Source organism: Shewanella mesophila (genome assembly GCF_019457515.1).
GTDB classification, from domain to species: Bacteria; Pseudomonadota; Gammaproteobacteria; order Enterobacterales; family Shewanellaceae; genus Shewanella; species Shewanella mesophila.
This window is the reverse complement of sequence record NZ_CP080421.1, coordinates 2,470,575-2,485,568: the sequence shown is the minus strand read 5'-3', so window position 1 is coordinate 2,485,568 and position 14,994 is coordinate 2,470,575. Positions and strand designations below refer to the sequence as shown.

Below are 14,994 nucleotides of genomic sequence, written 5' to 3'. Positions count from 1 at the left end.
TATTTCATTTAGGTTTAGCGCAGATCCGTGAGTGTTTCCAATATTTGATTGTTAAGATGGCATCGAGATAGCGAGTCAACTTGCCGTACTCGATGCTTTTACTGGCAGGCATTATTGATGGGCGCAGAATCTCACCGCTATCAATTAGGCCAGGAGATAAACTTATCTCAATATCTCACCACGATTAAGAGCGATAAGTTTATCTAAAATATGTTCACCATCCATCCGGATACCGTTGTGCTCATATTCTGATGTGAGCCAGTATTTGAGATTGTTTACCTGAGTAGCGGTTTCAAGGCTGTAGCGCATCTCGACAAACATATCTTCGCTATAAATTGCGGCAGCGACAGGTACTTGATTTTTATTTAATTTGTTCACATCGTAAAGCATTGGCCAGTCAGTGTTCTCAGCGATAAGATGAGCGGCGTGTTTTAGTGGTTTTAAGTTGGTAAATTGATCAAAAAACCAAGGATAGACCATTTCGCCTGTGAACAAGAAGGGCTTATGTTCGTCATAATTAAACTCATCATATTGGTTACGTACTCTTTGCGCTGCCCATTGGGAACCATTTTGTTGGCAATAGATACTCTCGTGCAGCAAGGCAAAAATAGGGTTGGTATTAAAGTCTAAAAGTTGACAGAAATGGCCTAAGAATAAGGGGTTGATCTGTGTGCCCTGTTCGGTTTCTACTAACGCTTGTTCTAGCAAGTAGTAGACAGATTCGGGTCCCTGTTCCATTCCAATGTTAATGCCAAGCAGTTGTAGCATTTCGACGGTCAGGCGTTCACCTGTCGCGATCCGCACCTCATTTTCGCGGATATAGCGGGCAAGTTGTTTAACGAGTTGCTGCGCATCGGAAAAACGACTAAAGAAATCTTGATTCTTAGCCAAGACGCGTTTGTAGGTGGCTTGGTAGACTTCATCCGCGGGGCGAGTGAGTGATGGAATACCGCCAGTGATATAGGCTTCTTGCAGGCCTTGGGGAGCATCGTTAAGGTATTTCAGGACGCAGAAACCACCAAAACTCTGGCCTAGAATGCTCCATTTGCGCCCGCCTGTTAATTGCTGACGAATGGCTTCGGCATCTTTAATTATGCTATCGGCGCGGAAGTGGCTTAAATACTCTGCTTGCTGAGCAGAATCTAAATGACTGAGTGATACGTAGTTAATCGGTGATGAAAGTCCAGTACCACGCTGATCTAGGAGTAGTACACGAAACTCTCGTAAGGCGCGTTTTATCCAGCCACTATTTGCCGCAGGCCTAACGGCGCCAAATCCTGGTCCACCTTGGAAGAAGACTAAATAAGGAAGTTCGTTATTGGCATTTTCAGGTGAGACTAACTCGCGAGCAAAGACGGTTATTTTTTCACCTTGAGGAAGTGCGTGGTCTAAAGGCAGAACAAAGGTGTGTTTGATGGCTTGGATGCCTGATAGCGTCTGAGAGTTGATCATTTGAAACCTTTTGCGGTTGGTTTTTATTGTTTTGGCGACTTTCTTTTGCCAGATTGTATACAAAAAATATTGCTCAGGATAGGTTATCCTAGATCAATATTTTTGTAAGAGTCGTTAGTGAAATGACTCGGCTTATCGTAACCTATGGCAAGCCTGTAAAAACCGGAAGTAGAAGATGAAATATCAAATTGTGCCAGTCACGCCTTTTCAGCAGAACTGCAGTATTATTTGGTGCGAGAAGACTAAGCTTGCGGCTGTTGTTGATCCTGGTGGGGATATAAAGCGCATTCAACAGCAGCTTGATAATCAGGGATTAACAATTGAGAAAATTTTGTTAACTCACGGTCATATCGATCATGTTGGTGGTGCTAAATTACTGAGCGAAGCCACAAATGTCCCTATTATTGGGCCTCATAAAGATGATGAGTTTTGGCTCAACTCTTTGGCAGATCAGAGTAAACATTTTGGCTTTTTACCCGTCGCGCCCTTTACGCCACATCAGTATTTGCAAGCGGGTGACATTGTTACCGTGGGAGAGCAGAGTCTTCAAGTGTTACATTGCCCCGGACATACTCCAGGACATATCGTTTTTTACAGTGAAAATGATAAATTGGCATGGGTGGGAGATGTAATATTTAAAGGCTCGATTGGACGAACTGACTTTCCTCTGTCTAGCCATACCGATTTGATTGCTTCTATCACTCAGGTTCTCTGGCCGCTGGGTCGTGATGTTAACTTTATTCCCGGTCATGGACCCATTTCAAGCTTTGGTATTGAACGGGAGCAAAATCCGTTTGTCGCCGATCAATTGTTTAGTTAGTTTCAATCGCTAAATGACCAGACATTTGGCGCGTAGAATTTGCGCGCTAAATGCCTTGATTCATTTTTCCTGCCCGTTTGACACCTTTTGCAACGTATTTGAGTTGTTTTCCTTTGCTAAGCTTTGTTAGGTTAGTGACTTAACATAGAGTTAACTTGGATATAAAGCACACGGATATGTCACATCATATAGAAGACCTCCTCTCTGCCTGGATGGCCGCCCCCAATGATGAATGGGTGCTGGCCGTGATCACCGATGTCAAAGGATCTGCTTACCGCAAGGTGGGCGCCATGATGCTTATTCATTCCATGGGCAAGAGTATTGGCTTAGTGAGTGGTGGTTGTTTAGAAGCCGATTTGAGACGCCATGGCCAGAAGGCGTTGCAGACAGGTAAGGCTATCTCTGTATGTTATGATGCCAGCGATGAGTCGGATGCCAGTTATCAACTCGGCTGTGGTGGAATCGTTAAGCTGATGTTGGTTCCGCTGTGTAAAGAAAATCATCATCTGCATTTTGCTGCGTTATGTGAGGCATTAAAGCATTCAAGTCACTGTTTTTATCAACTGAGCCTTTGCCAGCAAAGCGCGCCTCAGGAAGTTATTCAAAGTGCGGTGTTTTGTCAGCAGTCCGATGCTGATAACGTGGTGAGCAAGCTGCGTTTGAGTGACTTTACAACGGCAGGAATTCATCAAACTGATTGTCCGTCATTAATCATCCCGCTTAGGCGTCGATATCGCATTGCCATATTGGGTGGCGGATTGGATGCGCAGCCTGTAAGTCGAATTAGTCAAGAACTCGGCTGGCAAGTTGATGTCGTGGATGAACGAACTAGCTATGCTCGCGCACATGACTTTGTTGGGGCGAGGGTGTTCAGGCAGCCACTAGAGAGTCTTGAGGATGACTTCTGGCAAGGCTTAGATGCCGCTATTATCATGCAGCATAATCTTACACTTGATGCCAAAGCCCTCTCTTTAGTACAGCAAAATAGCGGTGATATGGCTTACTTAGCCTTATTAGGCCCAGGTCATCGACGTGACAAGGTGTTGGCGTTAGCTCAATTACAACTCTCCGATATCACTCCGTTTTTCTCTGCGCCCGCTGGTTTAGCCTTGGGCGGTGAATTGCCGCAGTCCATCGCATTGAGTATTTTATCTGAGTGTCATGGGATACTGCATGGAGCTAAGCTGGGCGCACTCAAAGAGGTGATGAGGTGAATAAGCCTAGTGTTAACATCATTGCGTTGTTGGCAGCAGGCGAGAGCCGACGGTTTGGCGACGCAAAGTTGGCTCAGCGACTCCACAAGACAAAGTTTGATTTGGGAGAACGGCTTGGTTCTTGTAATGAATCGACCTTAATTGGCGAGGTTTACGCTCGTTTGCTGCTTGTTGCTCGGCGCGTCGGTGCTCGTTTAATCGTTGTCGTTGGTGGTCATTTAGAGAAAGTCACTTCATGTTTACCCGCTAATGCAGAATTTATTATTAATCCCGATTGGCAACGAGGGATAGGCTGTTCTATTAGCGCTGCGGCCAAGTTTGCTCAGCGTCAGCAAGCATCATCCTTAATGATCGCACTAGGGGATCAGTTGGCGTTAACAGTCGATGATTATCTCACACTATATTTAGCTCAAACACAGTCCGATACTCGGGTTTGTGCTTATTATGGGCACTCTTTAGGCGTGCCTGCTATATTCCATCAAGATGATTTTGATGACTTATTAAGCTTAAAGGGGGATAGAGGCGCTAAGCCGTTACTCAAGCAGCGTTATCAGGAGGGGAAAATCATCGCTGCGTTTATACCTAGGGGCGAAGTCGATATCGATACCCCGGAGGAACTTGAGCGTTTTCTCAACTCTGATGAGATCTAAAAACTAAGCGCTCTACTCATTTATTTAATCGCTATCCCTGTCGTTGCAAGGGTTATCAAGGAGAACAAGATGTCCGATAACACACTAGGACTGAAGATTAACGGCAAAGATTACAGTTTGGATGCCGACCCCAATATGCCCGTGCTCTGGGCGATACGAGATATTGTTGGCTTAACAGGAACCAAGTTTGGTTGTGGTGCAGGCTTATGTGGCGCTTGTACCATTCACATCGACGGCGAGCCAGCAAGGGCGTGCCTAACCAGTTTAAAGCAGATTCAAGGTAAACAGATCACGACCATAGAAGGGTTAGTACAAGATGATCTCAAACAGGCATGGCAGCAACATAATGTGCCTCAGTGCGGCTATTGTCAGGCGGGTCAATTGATGTCGGCGGCGGCCTTGTTAACTAAATTCCCTCAACCTACAGAGGCGCAGATAGATGATGCTATGGTAGGTAATATCTGTCGCTGTGGCACTTATACTCGCATAAAATCCGCGATCCAGAGTGCATCTGGTCAAACGGCTAGTGCGATTACCGGCACTAGCTCTGACGCACGTATTCAACAGGAGGTTGAAGTATGAGTACATTTACTGCTGTACAAAACTTTAGCCGCCGAGATGTATTAAAGCTTTTTGGTGCGGCTGGTGGCGGATTGGCCCTCGGTGCCAGTGGTTTGAGCTGGAGCCCTATGGCAATCGCGCAGCAAGAGGAGTCGCGCCTGAACCTGTTTGTGGCTATTGGCGAAGATAATAAGGTGTATTTAACCTGCCATCGCTCAGAGATGGGGCAGGGGATCAGAACGGGGATCCCTCAGGTGTTAGCCGATGAACTTGGTGCCAGTTGGGAAAATGTGGTGGTCATTCAAGGATTAGCTGATAAGCGTTATGGTAGTCAGAACACCGACGGCTCACGCAGCATTCGTCGTGGTTTTGACAAGATGCGAGAGATGGGGGCAATGGCGCGCACTATGCTCGAACAAGCCGCAAGCGAGCGGCTCAAAGTGCCATTGAATGAGTTAAAAACCAGCGATAACAAAGTGATCCATTCATCATCGGGACGCAGTATAACCTTTGGTGAGTTGGCGATGGCCGCCGCTAAATTACCCTTACCTGATGCAGCGACATTGAAACTGAAGTCCCCCAAGGCATTTACTCATATTGGTAAGTCTCACCGTATTGTTGATATGGACGATATCTTAACTGGATCCGCTCAGTATGGTTATGATGTGCGCCTCGAGGGGATGTTATATGCCAGTATTTCACGCCCTGCGGTATTGGGTAGCCAGCTGACTCAGCTAGATGATGCTGACGCACGAAAGGTGGCTGGCGTTGTCGATGTTATCACATTGCCAGTGCCTAAAGGCGCGCCAAGTTTTCAACCCTTAGGCGGCGTTGCCGTGGTTGCCAGCAATAGTTGGAGCGCGATCGAGGGGCGCAAAAAGTTAATTACGCAGTGGAGCGCATCAGATAATGATACTCATGACTCTAAGGTATATTTAAAGGCGCTCATGACTCGGGTTCAAGCGCCTGGCAAGCTAGTACGTCAGCAAGGCGACGAGAATCATGACTGGCCAGAAAAGGATACCATTAGCGCGGTATATACCGTGCCTTATCTTGCTCATGCGATGATGGAGCCGCCCACGGCAACGGCGCGAATGACTCAAGAGGGCGTTGAAATATGGGCGTCGACTCAAACGCCTCAAAGCGCCCAGCAAACGGTGGCTGCGGCGCTAGGTTTAAAAGAGGAGCAAGTGATTGTCCACGTTACCTTGCTTGGTGGCGGATTTGGACGTAAATCGAAACCCGATTTTTGTGTCGAGGCGGCTTTATTGGCTAAGCATACGGGTAAACCGGTTAAAGTGAGTTGGAGCAGGGAAGATGAGCTGCAAAATGGTTATTTACATGCGATCAGTGCCCAGTATTTTAGAGCGAAAGTAAGTTCGTCATCGGTCGAGGCGATATTGCAGCGCACTGGATTTCCAAGTATCAGCTCAACCTTTAATACAAGCGTTGATGAACCTAGTGCCTCAGAGCTCGATTTGGGGTTTGTCGATGTGCCATTAGCAGTTAACAGTTTACGTTGTGAGTCGGTTAAGGCAAGTGCACATACCCGAATTGGCTGGATGCGATCTGTGTGTAATATCCAGCATGGTTTCGGGATAGGTTCGTTTGTTGATGAATTGGCGCAGAAGCGCCAGCTGCCTACGTTGCAGATGTGGCGAGAGCTATTAGGCGAAGACAGACAAGAGACGTTTGCCGAACAAGGGTTTAAATATGGTAATTATGGAGAAGATCTAAGTCGTCATCCTGTCGATGTCGCCCGATTTATAGGTGTGATTGATGCGATAGAAAAGGCCATGCTAAAACAACCTAAGCCGTCAAAGGGACAGGGGTGGGGCTTTGCCGTTCATCGCAGTTTTACTGCATTTGTGGCAACCGCGACCTTGGTCGAAGTTAAAGATGAACAACTGAAAGTGCTCAAATCGGTAATTGCAATCGATGCAGGAACCTTGGTGAACCCCGATCGGGTCAGATCACAGCTAGAAGGTGCGGTGATGTTCGGTTTAAGTATCGCATTAATGGGGGAGATCAGTTTTAAAGATGGACGAGTTGAACAATCTAACTTCCATGATTATCCGTTACTGCGTATGTCACAATGCCCTGAAATTGAAACTTTGATTGTTGCATCTGATGCCGCACCCGCTGGTGTGGGTGAACCCGGGGTGCCGCCTATCGCGCCTAGCCTTGTGAATGCTATTTTCGCCGCAACAGGGCTGCGGATAAGAGAGCTACCGATCAATAAATTGCTATCAATTTAAGATTTTCTATCGATTTAAGTGCAGATGAACCAGTAAGAGAACCGTCTCTTGCTGGTTTAACCATCACTCTTACGTATTTTTACTACAAATCCCTCATTTTGGTTACTCTAATAACATTTTATCTGGATTATTTGGGCTAGATCCTATTTTTGTTTATCGTTTTGAAGTAATTTAACCAAAAATAATATTCCAATGTAATGAGGGGTCATACATGGAAAATCGTTGGCAAGTCGCGATAGCGGCCGGCTTACTCGCAGCCGTTTGGGCTGGAGTCGCCGATACATTTCATTTAGTCACTTGGATTGGCTTTCTCGCCTGTAGTACTTACTTTGCACAACCTAAGATCGGCTTTCAAGGCGTGATGATGAGTTGGTTTACCAATCTATCGGGTGTTTTCTGGGCTTGGGTGGTTATTTCTGGTAGCAGCTTTTTTGAAACCCCCGTTGTTGGGTATCTGCTTACGGGTATTGTCACTAGCTTAATGTGTTTGCAAGCTAGCTATCACAAACTATCCTTTATTCCAGGGGCATTTATTGGTTGCTGTATCACTTTTGCGATGGGAGGTGATATCGCCAATATCTTACCGCCACTGATCTTAGGTGCCTTAATGGGGTATAGTATGACACTACTGACTGGACAGTTGGTATCATTTACCAATAAAGCCCTACCTGCCATTAAGTTACGTTTAGTCAAAGAGTAATAGGACTGTTTGGTGACTTTGACCTAGGTTTCATTGCAGGTCTTCACTAATTTTAGTTTGAGAATAAGTGAGTATTCATGAAAGCTATCGAATTTAGAAAGATAGATGCATTGATGATAAAACTAAGCCTCAATGGCAAGTTTTGGGTCGTCTGCATGATGGTTAGTGCGATCACCTTGATTGTCGCATTGATGAACCTCAATCAGTTGACTGAGCATACAAATGCAGGCTCATTAGCGCGAGCCCAGGCTAGTGTTGATGCCTATGCCCGTGTGGCTCAGGAGCAAAAGCTTGAAGGGCAAGCCCTGAGTCAATATGCGATGCAATATGGACTTCAAGTAGCGACTCGAGCTGAAGAGGGCCGCAAAGGCGAAAATATAACGGTGAGTGCTCCTGTCGCGGGGCAATATCTGCAATATCGCGTTGATGTGACGCCTTGGGAACTAGAAATTAAAAGCGACGGCTGGTGGATGTTTTGGATAGCGTTAGCCGCTTTATATCCGCTGTATCAACTCAGCTATTGGATCTCTACTTCTCTTGGTGGCGGCTTGTGGGATATGTATGTTGCTATTAAGCGCTTAGCTGATGGAGATCTTTCATTTAGATTGAACTTTTTCGGTACAGATGACTTTAGTTTAATCGCCAGAGAAATAGATCGTAGCGCCGACAATATGAGTGAAATGGTCACAGCTATTGGTAATAATGCGGCGACGTTAGCTAAGGCTTCAGAAGAGTTTAATCAACAAGCTCAGCAAAGTGACGAGTTGGCTCAGTTCCAGCATCAGTTCCTCGATACGGTTGCTGTTGCAATGGATCAGATGACCGCTGCGATTGAAGAGGTCTCTCACAATGCAGCCAATACTTCGGAGCACACCAAACAAAATTCCGTTGCAGCGGCTGATAGTAAGTTGCGAATTTCTGATGCAGTGAATCGAATTGGTCAACTCACAGGACAGATCGATGCAGCGTCGAGCGCTGTGGATGCGCTATCGGGTAATGCTACCGAGATTGGTGCCGTAGTAACGACGATCAATGGTATTTCGGAGCAGACTAATCTACTGGCATTAAATGCCGCGATTGAAGCTGCTCGAGCAGGTGAGCAAGGGCGTGGTTTTGCCGTCGTTGCCGATGAAGTAAGAACCCTAGCGGGACGCACCCAACAAGCAACGGTAGAGATCCAGTCTATGATCGAAGGGTTGCAGGCAGGCTCAGGGCAGTTATCGACTATCACCCATGAAATTGTTAAACAAGCAGAGTTAGGTCGAGGCGCGATTGAAACCGTTGGCGGCGATATCGACCAGATGGCAGACTCAATTAATCATGTGTTTGATATGAGCTCGCAGATCGCTGCTTCGGCCGAAGAACAGAGTGTATCGGCACGGGATATCGCGATGCAGTTAAATGATATTCGAGACCAATCACAGACGATTAAGGAGACCGCTGAACGTTCAGTTGTCTTGGCTGCTGAACTCAAGCAATCTTCGCAAGAGCTTGAGGGGATATTGGGTCAATACAGTTTGAGCTAATTAATATCGCTTGAGATGACGATAATCCCATGAATTATAATAAAAAAGGTTCAATATCTGTTATTGAACCTTTTTTAATGGTGATGAAAACGGCGTTACTTAAATGAGCTCCAGATCGGTGCATGATCCGAGGGCTTTTCAATACCTCTTAAATCATAGTCAATGTCCGACTCGATTAAACGCTCGGCTAACGATGGTGTGGCTAAAACCACATCGATCCGTAGGCCACGATTGTCATCAAAACCTTTACTGCGATAGTCAAACCATGAATAGCGCTCGGTGCGCTCAGGGTGAAGTTTACGGAAAGTATCAACGAATCCCCAGTTTAACAGGGTGTTAAGCCACTCTCTCTCTTCTGGTTGAAAGCTGCATTTACCTGTTTTGAGCCAACGTTTAGCATTGACTTCACCTATACCTATATCTAAGTCCACAGGCGAAATATTGATATCGCCTATAATTGCAATATCCTGGTCAGCTTGCAGATGTTCATTAAGATAGTGCATTAAGTCTTGATAAAACTTACGTTTAGCTGGGTACTTAGTTTCGTGATTGATATTCTCCCCTTGGGGGAAATATCCATTGATAACCGTAAGTAGCCTTCCATTTTCTTGGGTAAAGGTGCCAATGATCATGCGGCGCTGCGCATCTTCTGCGTCGGTAGGAAACCCTTTTTGCACACTAACAGGTTCGAGTTTAGACAGCATGGCAACACCATAATGGGCCTTACCGCCGTGATAATGTACCTTGTAACCCATGGCTTCAACATCGGATAAGGGAAATGCTTCATCATGGACTTTGGTTTCTTGAAGCCCAATGATATCAGGACTATGGCTGTCTATCAGTGCTTGTAATTGATGTAGCCTAGCTCTTAGACCGTTAATGTTGAATGAAACGATTTTCAAAGTCTTGTTCCCTTAATACTATGATAATAATTAACGATTAAAATAAAGCGTTACGGCAGTACATGTTTAAATGGTTTTACGATCACTTTTTCGTAAACACCGGCCACAATATAAGGATCGTTATCGGCCCACGCTTTCGCCGCTTCCAGAGAATCGAAATCTGCCACGACTAGAGAACCAGTAAATCCGGCTTCGCCAGGGTTTTCATCATCGATAGCAGGGTGAGGACCTGCGACCAATAAACGGCCTTCATCTGATAATTCCTGCAACCTAGCAAGGTGCTCTGGACGAGCGGCTAAGCGCTTTTCTAAACTATTTTCAATGTCTTGAGATGAGATCATGTACCACATTATTTGAGTTCCTTTTTATGTTCTTCTGGCATATGTTTATAAAGATACACTACCGTAATGACGGTGTTGATTAATGTTAAAGCGGTAAGGCCGAACACCTTGAAATTAACCCAAGTTTCTTGAGACAGGCTAAAAGCAACATAGATGTTTACTAGTCCACAAGCAACGAAAAAGATCACCCAATACCAAGTGATTCGAGCCCATATGTTGTCTTCGACAATCAGCTCTTTACCTAGCATTCCCTTGAGTATGGGTTTATTAATAAATTGACTGACAGCCAACGCGATAGCAAACAGCGTATAGACAACGGTGACCTTCCATTTTATAAAGGCATCATCGTGAAACACTAATGTTAGTGTGCCGAAGAAACTTACCATGGCAAAGGTGATCAGGTGCATTTTTTCGATTTTTTTATACAAAATATAGGTAACAATAAGTTGTAAGGCCGTCGCGGCGATGAGTGCCCCGCTAGCAATATAGATGTCGAAAAATTTATATACAGCGAAGAAGATCACTAACGGCAGAAAGTCGAGCAGTTGTTTCATAGGGTCTTGTCATATACATAATAGGTAAAGTTAATCGAGTGTAGCATGCATACTTTAGCCGCAAAAGCTGTCCAGTGGGGTGAGGTCGCTATTTGGTGATTAAAATCTATCTATGTGATGCGTGTGTTTTAGTTAAGTAATGGTAAGCTACAATAATTAACATTTTGAATGCGCAACTTTTAACGGCCAGTCAATATCTATGTAACTCTACGGAGTCAATTCGATTTATAGGCTGGATAGGGGATTGTTGTACATCAATATATCAGTGACGTGATCAATGATGTGATTAAGCTGAGCAGGTAACTTTTGTTAGTCGATAAGGCTTTAGGTCATTTGCTTTTGATTGATTTGCTGGGTATTTAGTTGAGAACAAGGTAAAAACTATGATCGTGGAACTGAGTATTTCAGATCTTACCGTTGGTATGTATGTTGTTGATATTACTGTTCCTAAAGACAAGTTTACGCTGGCTAGCGAGACTTGGATTTCAGAGCAGAGAGTGATTGATGCCTTGAAACGAAAAGGGGTTGAAAAACTATTAGTCGATCCGACCAAGGCTAAAATGCCCGTGCCTGTATCGTCAAAACCTGCCTTCTCAACGCGCCAAGAATTTAAGCCTGCCGCGCGTAAACCACACTCGCTGAAGAGAAAAAGACCCAGCAGCTTAAATAAACCAAGTAAACCTCTCAAGCGTTCTCTGTTTAAAGAGGAGGTTCGAGAAGCTAGGCAGCTATTTGATGAATCGAAAGCCATTCAACAACGATTGTTTTTGGATGCTAGAAATGGTGTGCCCTTATCACTTGAGCCTGTGCAGGAGGTCACTAATCGTTCTATTGAAATGATTTTTGATAACCCTGATGCGCTAGCCTGTGTGATCAATCTTCGACATAAAGATCAATATCTTTTAGAACACTCAGTATCGGTTTCCGTGCTAATGACGATCTTTGCGTTTTATTTGAAGATGGATAAAGAGGTGGTAAGTGAGTTAGCCATTGGGGCATTTTTGCATGATGTTGGTAAGATTATGATCTCACCCCAAATATTAGATAAGCCTGGTCGTTTAACGGATGAAGAGTTTGAGGTGATGAAAACCCACGCTAGTCACTCTATTCGAATCATCAAAGAGACACCTAATATCAGTCCGCTGAGTCTCGAAGTGGCTAGGTTACATCATGAAAAGCTTAACGGTAAGGGTTACCCCTATGGAGTGGTGGCCAGCGAAATATCCCTTTATGGTAGGATGATCTCTATCTGTGATATTTACGATGCCCTTACCGCTAATCGTTGTTACAAAGATGGCTACCCACAAGTTAAGGCGTTTAGTATTTTAAGAATGCTGGGGCAGAATAATGAGCTCGATGCTGATCTTGTCGATCACTTTATTAAGTGTATGGGGGTCTATCCGGTTGGTGCTTTGGTGCAACTTGAGTCTAATCGGTTGGCTATCGTTGAAAGTCATAACTTGAGCGATCCCATACGGCCAATGGTAAAGCCATTTTATCACCTTAACCCCAATCGTTTTGAAAGTTGCGAACACATAGATTTAGCGTCAATGCCTGACGACCTAATCGTCAAATGCGTTAGACCCGATGATTTTGACCTTAATATGGATGAGATCATGGCGTTTCTATCTCACGAAGGTTGATGACTTTGTTTATTCTAGGTTGAAGACTCTGCTTATCATAGGTCCTATGATTCTAACCTAGTGATGGCGAGTCTGTTTATCACGATAAACTCTACCGAATCGCCAGCGATAAGATCTGTAATTGGAACGGTCCAGGCTGTTTATTACTGATAAGAAACCCGATATCACTTAAGTTGGCAAAATTGGGTTTATCACTATTTGGGAACTCTTGTCCCCTAAAGGTTTCAATAAATTCTTGGGGACTGAATAACCAGTGTTGAACTTTGTCTTTTTGGGTATGAAATAGCGTTTTATAAGTGATTGCGCCATTTTCTGTTTTAAGGCGTAGTTGATATTGCTGACCATCACCCTGAGTTGTTAGCACGATCTTGGTTGCTTTATGCTTGGCTAAGGTTTGGCGATCTTCGTCTGTGATAGGGCGTGTGGTAGACGCGAAGCCACCGTTGTTTTCTAGGGAAACCTTACCTGAAAATTGCAAATTGTAGCTTTCATCTTTGCTTGTTTGCTCTGCTATTTGGCTCCATGAAAGTCCGCCCATGACGCCATCGTTGATAATGCTCCAACGACCAAAATGGTCCTGTTTGAGTAGATCGATTGGTTCCATCTCAGCTCCAACGCAGAAAAAGGGTAATGCGAATAAAAGATAATAAATCCTGCTGATTTCACTCATTACGCACACAATGAAATTGAGGGAATGGCGTGCAGTAACTGCTGTAAATCACGAAACACGAAGTCTGCTTGATGCTGGTGATCTCTGGGGCTATCAAAGTTCAGCAGCACAGATCGCATTCCCGCCCGATTGGCCGCTTCTACATCATAAAAATGATCGCCAACATAGGCAATTTTGTCCGGTTCAATTTGCCACAACTCGGCAATTCGATTGAGGCATGTGGGATCGGGTTTAGCTGGGCCATCATCACGAGTGTAGACTAATTCTATTGGTAACTCATTTCGGTCAATTTTTATCTTGGCGGCCAAATGGCTGTTACGAGTCACTATAGCCATCGGGATCTGCTGCAATAACAGAAAATCGAGTAGGGCTAATGTTCCGTTTAAACGCGTAGCACTGTTTGCGTCGATGAGTTCGGCTTGCTCAATAATGTCAATTGCAGATCTGGCCTGAGCGACTGGCAGAGAGTCTATGAAGGTCAAAATATCACGATCTAGTGGACAAGCGATCGCCAGTTTTAGCGCAGTGAAGTCTAAACTTGAACTCACTAAGGTGCCATCGAGGTCAAATATGACGCCTTTAAAAGTGTTATTAAACAGTTGCATCATCTCTCCAGAGTTAACTTGAGCGTTAACTTGCAAGTTTGTTTAGCTTTTTTAAAAACAGTGACAGTTCTGATTGGCTTGGATAGTCGAGTAGATACTTGCCGTGGAACAACAAGGTCAATGTCACTTTATTGAATTGGATATAACAAGTATAGCCATCAAAATCACTCCAAGCAGTAACACCTTGATAAACATAGGTGTTGTTTCCCTTTGAACCTTTCGATGTGATAGCTCCATAGGCGTAAAGCACTCTTGTGAGGTTTATCTCAATGATCATAATGTGATATCCATTAGGCTGCTTTAAAACTGTAGGTTAATGCTGGATTTACTCTGGTTATTTGCCGCTACCCTGATCATCTCGTCATAGGCGGTATTTAGCTCAAATGTGGCTTGGCTTACTCCCATCAGCTTCATTTTTGTCTTGGCTTGCTCAAGTGAGGGATACGCTATTGGGTGATTTTGCTTATCGGTTAGCGCATAGAAATTGCCCTGTTTATCCTCGCCACCTGATAGGTAATGGGTTGAGTCTGCAGTATTAATAATCGTAAGGTCCATCTGTTTTAGGCTAAATTCTTGCTTTAGTTGATCGTGTGTCATCGCCATACTTTTATCCACCTGGTTTACCCGTTTTGGCCTCGACAGAGTGAGGTTAAACCAGTGCTGAGGGGATCAATTTTGCATTGGGATCAGTACGACATGATTAGAGGTTAAGATCATTCTTGTCGATAATCTTTGGCTGACAGTGGTATTTAGCCTGAATTCGGATTAAGAGATGGCATAACGCTCGATGAATTAGCCGTTTTATGCTTGTTTCATCTCAAATTTGTCATTTGTTTTGCTAACAAGACGTATCTAGGTGTCAATATCCTGCCTATCGCAAGTGAATCCAACGCAGTTAGCGGAATAAAATACGTTTATTAGCCCGAGCTCAGGTTATATATTGCGCGTGTTACCGAAGGCGGGAATAGCTTGCTGCCTAGGTGTTTAATGCCAGGCCTTTAATGTCAGCGGTTTATTGACTGTCATTTACGGCTTCCTGGGTAAAGCATCGTCAGTAATAAAAATCCCCGCGATGCGGGGATTTTGAAGTCAGTTCAC

The 14,994-nt window shown here is 44.6% G+C and carries 16 protein-coding genes; 8 read left to right on the top strand and 8 right to left on the bottom strand.

Annotated elements, in window-relative coordinates:
• Window positions 1-162: 162 nt before the first annotated feature.
• The gene (locus tag K0I73_RS10835) at window positions 163-1,452 is read right to left on the bottom strand and encodes an alpha/beta fold hydrolase (RefSeq protein ID WP_220061149.1); all 1,290 of its coding nucleotides are present in this window, start codon (window positions 1,450-1,452) and stop codon (window positions 163-165) included.
• Between the two features lie 175 nt (window positions 1,453-1,627).
• Between K0I73_RS10835 and K0I73_RS10830 the strand changes: the two genes are divergently transcribed.
• The 7 genes from K0I73_RS10830 to K0I73_RS10800 all read left to right on the top strand — a co-directional run bounded on the left by K0I73_RS10830 (window position 1,628) and on the right by K0I73_RS10800 (window position 9,181).
• A complete protein-coding gene (locus tag K0I73_RS10830; protein ID WP_220061148.1) occupies window positions 1,628-2,272 on the top strand; it encodes an MBL fold metallo-hydrolase in 645 nt (214 codons plus the stop codon).
• A gap of 176 nt (window positions 2,273-2,448) precedes the next feature.
• Window positions 2,449-3,486 carry an XdhC family protein gene (locus tag K0I73_RS10825; protein WP_220061147.1) on the top strand — a complete coding sequence of 346 codons (1,038 nt, stop codon included), beginning with the start codon at window positions 2,449-2,451 and terminating at the stop codon, window positions 3,484-3,486.
• A complete protein-coding gene (locus K0I73_RS10820) occupies window positions 3,483-4,136 on the top strand; it encodes a nucleotidyltransferase family protein (RefSeq protein ID WP_220061146.1) in 654 nt (217 codons plus the stop codon). The genes K0I73_RS10825 and K0I73_RS10820 overlap by 4 nt, the downstream gene beginning before the upstream one ends.
• 69 nt (window positions 4,137-4,205) lie before the next feature.
• The gene (locus tag K0I73_RS10815; protein WP_220061145.1) at window positions 4,206-4,718 is read left to right on the top strand and encodes a (2Fe-2S)-binding protein; all 513 of its coding nucleotides are present in this window, start codon (window positions 4,206-4,208) and stop codon (window positions 4,716-4,718) included.
• A complete protein-coding gene (locus tag K0I73_RS10810) occupies window positions 4,715-6,955 on the top strand; it encodes a xanthine dehydrogenase family protein molybdopterin-binding subunit (protein ID WP_220061144.1) in 2,241 nt (746 codons plus the stop codon). Before K0I73_RS10815 ends, K0I73_RS10810 begins: the two co-directional genes overlap by 4 nt.
• A 211-nt stretch (window positions 6,956-7,166) precedes the next feature.
• Window positions 7,167-7,655: a DUF1097 domain-containing protein gene (locus K0I73_RS10805; protein WP_220061143.1), complete on the top strand. Its 489-nt coding sequence runs from the start codon at window positions 7,167-7,169 to the stop codon at window positions 7,653-7,655.
• A gap of 77 nt (window positions 7,656-7,732) precedes the next feature.
• Window positions 7,733-9,181, top strand: coding sequence for a methyl-accepting chemotaxis protein (locus K0I73_RS10800; RefSeq protein ID WP_220061142.1), 1,449 nt, complete (start codon window positions 7,733-7,735; stop codon window positions 9,179-9,181).
• A 95-nt stretch (window positions 9,182-9,276) separates the two neighbouring features.
• On the opposite strand, the gene xthA is transcribed toward K0I73_RS10800, so the two are convergent.
• From xthA to K0I73_RS10785, 3 genes are read right to left on the bottom strand one after another with little or no spacing between them, the layout of a single operon-like run.
• Window positions 9,277-10,083: an exodeoxyribonuclease III gene (gene xthA / locus K0I73_RS10795; RefSeq protein WP_220061141.1), complete on the bottom strand. Its 807-nt coding sequence runs from the start codon at window positions 10,081-10,083 to the stop codon at window positions 9,277-9,279.
• A gap of 50 nt (window positions 10,084-10,133) precedes the next feature.
• Entirely contained in the window at window positions 10,134-10,433 is a 300-nt protein-coding gene (locus K0I73_RS10790; protein ID WP_220061140.1) for a YciI family protein, read from the bottom strand.
• Window positions 10,433-10,978, bottom strand: a complete 546-nt coding sequence (locus K0I73_RS10785) for a septation protein A (protein WP_220061139.1) — start codon at window positions 10,976-10,978, stop codon at window positions 10,433-10,435. Before K0I73_RS10785 ends, K0I73_RS10790 begins: the two co-directional genes overlap by 1 nt.
• A gap of 383 nt (window positions 10,979-11,361) precedes the next feature.
• On the opposite strand from K0I73_RS10785, the gene K0I73_RS10780 reads away from it, so the two are divergent.
• The gene (locus K0I73_RS10780; RefSeq protein ID WP_220061138.1) at window positions 11,362-12,621 is read left to right on the top strand and encodes a cyclic di-GMP phosphodiesterase; all 1,260 of its coding nucleotides are present in this window, start codon (window positions 11,362-11,364) and stop codon (window positions 12,619-12,621) included.
• Window positions 12,622-12,712: 91 nt separating this feature from the next.
• On the opposite strand, the gene K0I73_RS10775 is transcribed toward K0I73_RS10780, so the two are convergent.
• From K0I73_RS10775 to K0I73_RS10760, 4 genes are all read right to left on the bottom strand, one after another.
• Entirely contained in the window at window positions 12,713-13,225 is a 513-nt protein-coding gene (locus K0I73_RS10775) for a CIA30 family protein (protein WP_220061137.1), read from the bottom strand.
• Window positions 13,226-13,290: 65 nt separating this feature from the next.
• Window positions 13,291-13,899, bottom strand: coding sequence for an HAD family hydrolase (locus K0I73_RS10770; protein ID WP_258405176.1), 609 nt, complete (start codon window positions 13,897-13,899; stop codon window positions 13,291-13,293).
• Between the two features lie 22 nt (window positions 13,900-13,921).
• Entirely contained in the window at window positions 13,922-14,173 is a 252-nt protein-coding gene (locus K0I73_RS10765) for a DUF3081 family protein (RefSeq protein ID WP_220061136.1), read from the bottom strand.
• Window positions 14,174-14,196: 23 nt separating this feature from the next.
• Complete coding sequence (locus tag K0I73_RS10760) at window positions 14,197-14,499, bottom strand: DUF6482 family protein (protein ID WP_258405175.1); 303 nt, start codon at window positions 14,497-14,499, stop codon at window positions 14,197-14,199.
• Window positions 14,500-14,994 lie beyond the last annotated feature (495 nt).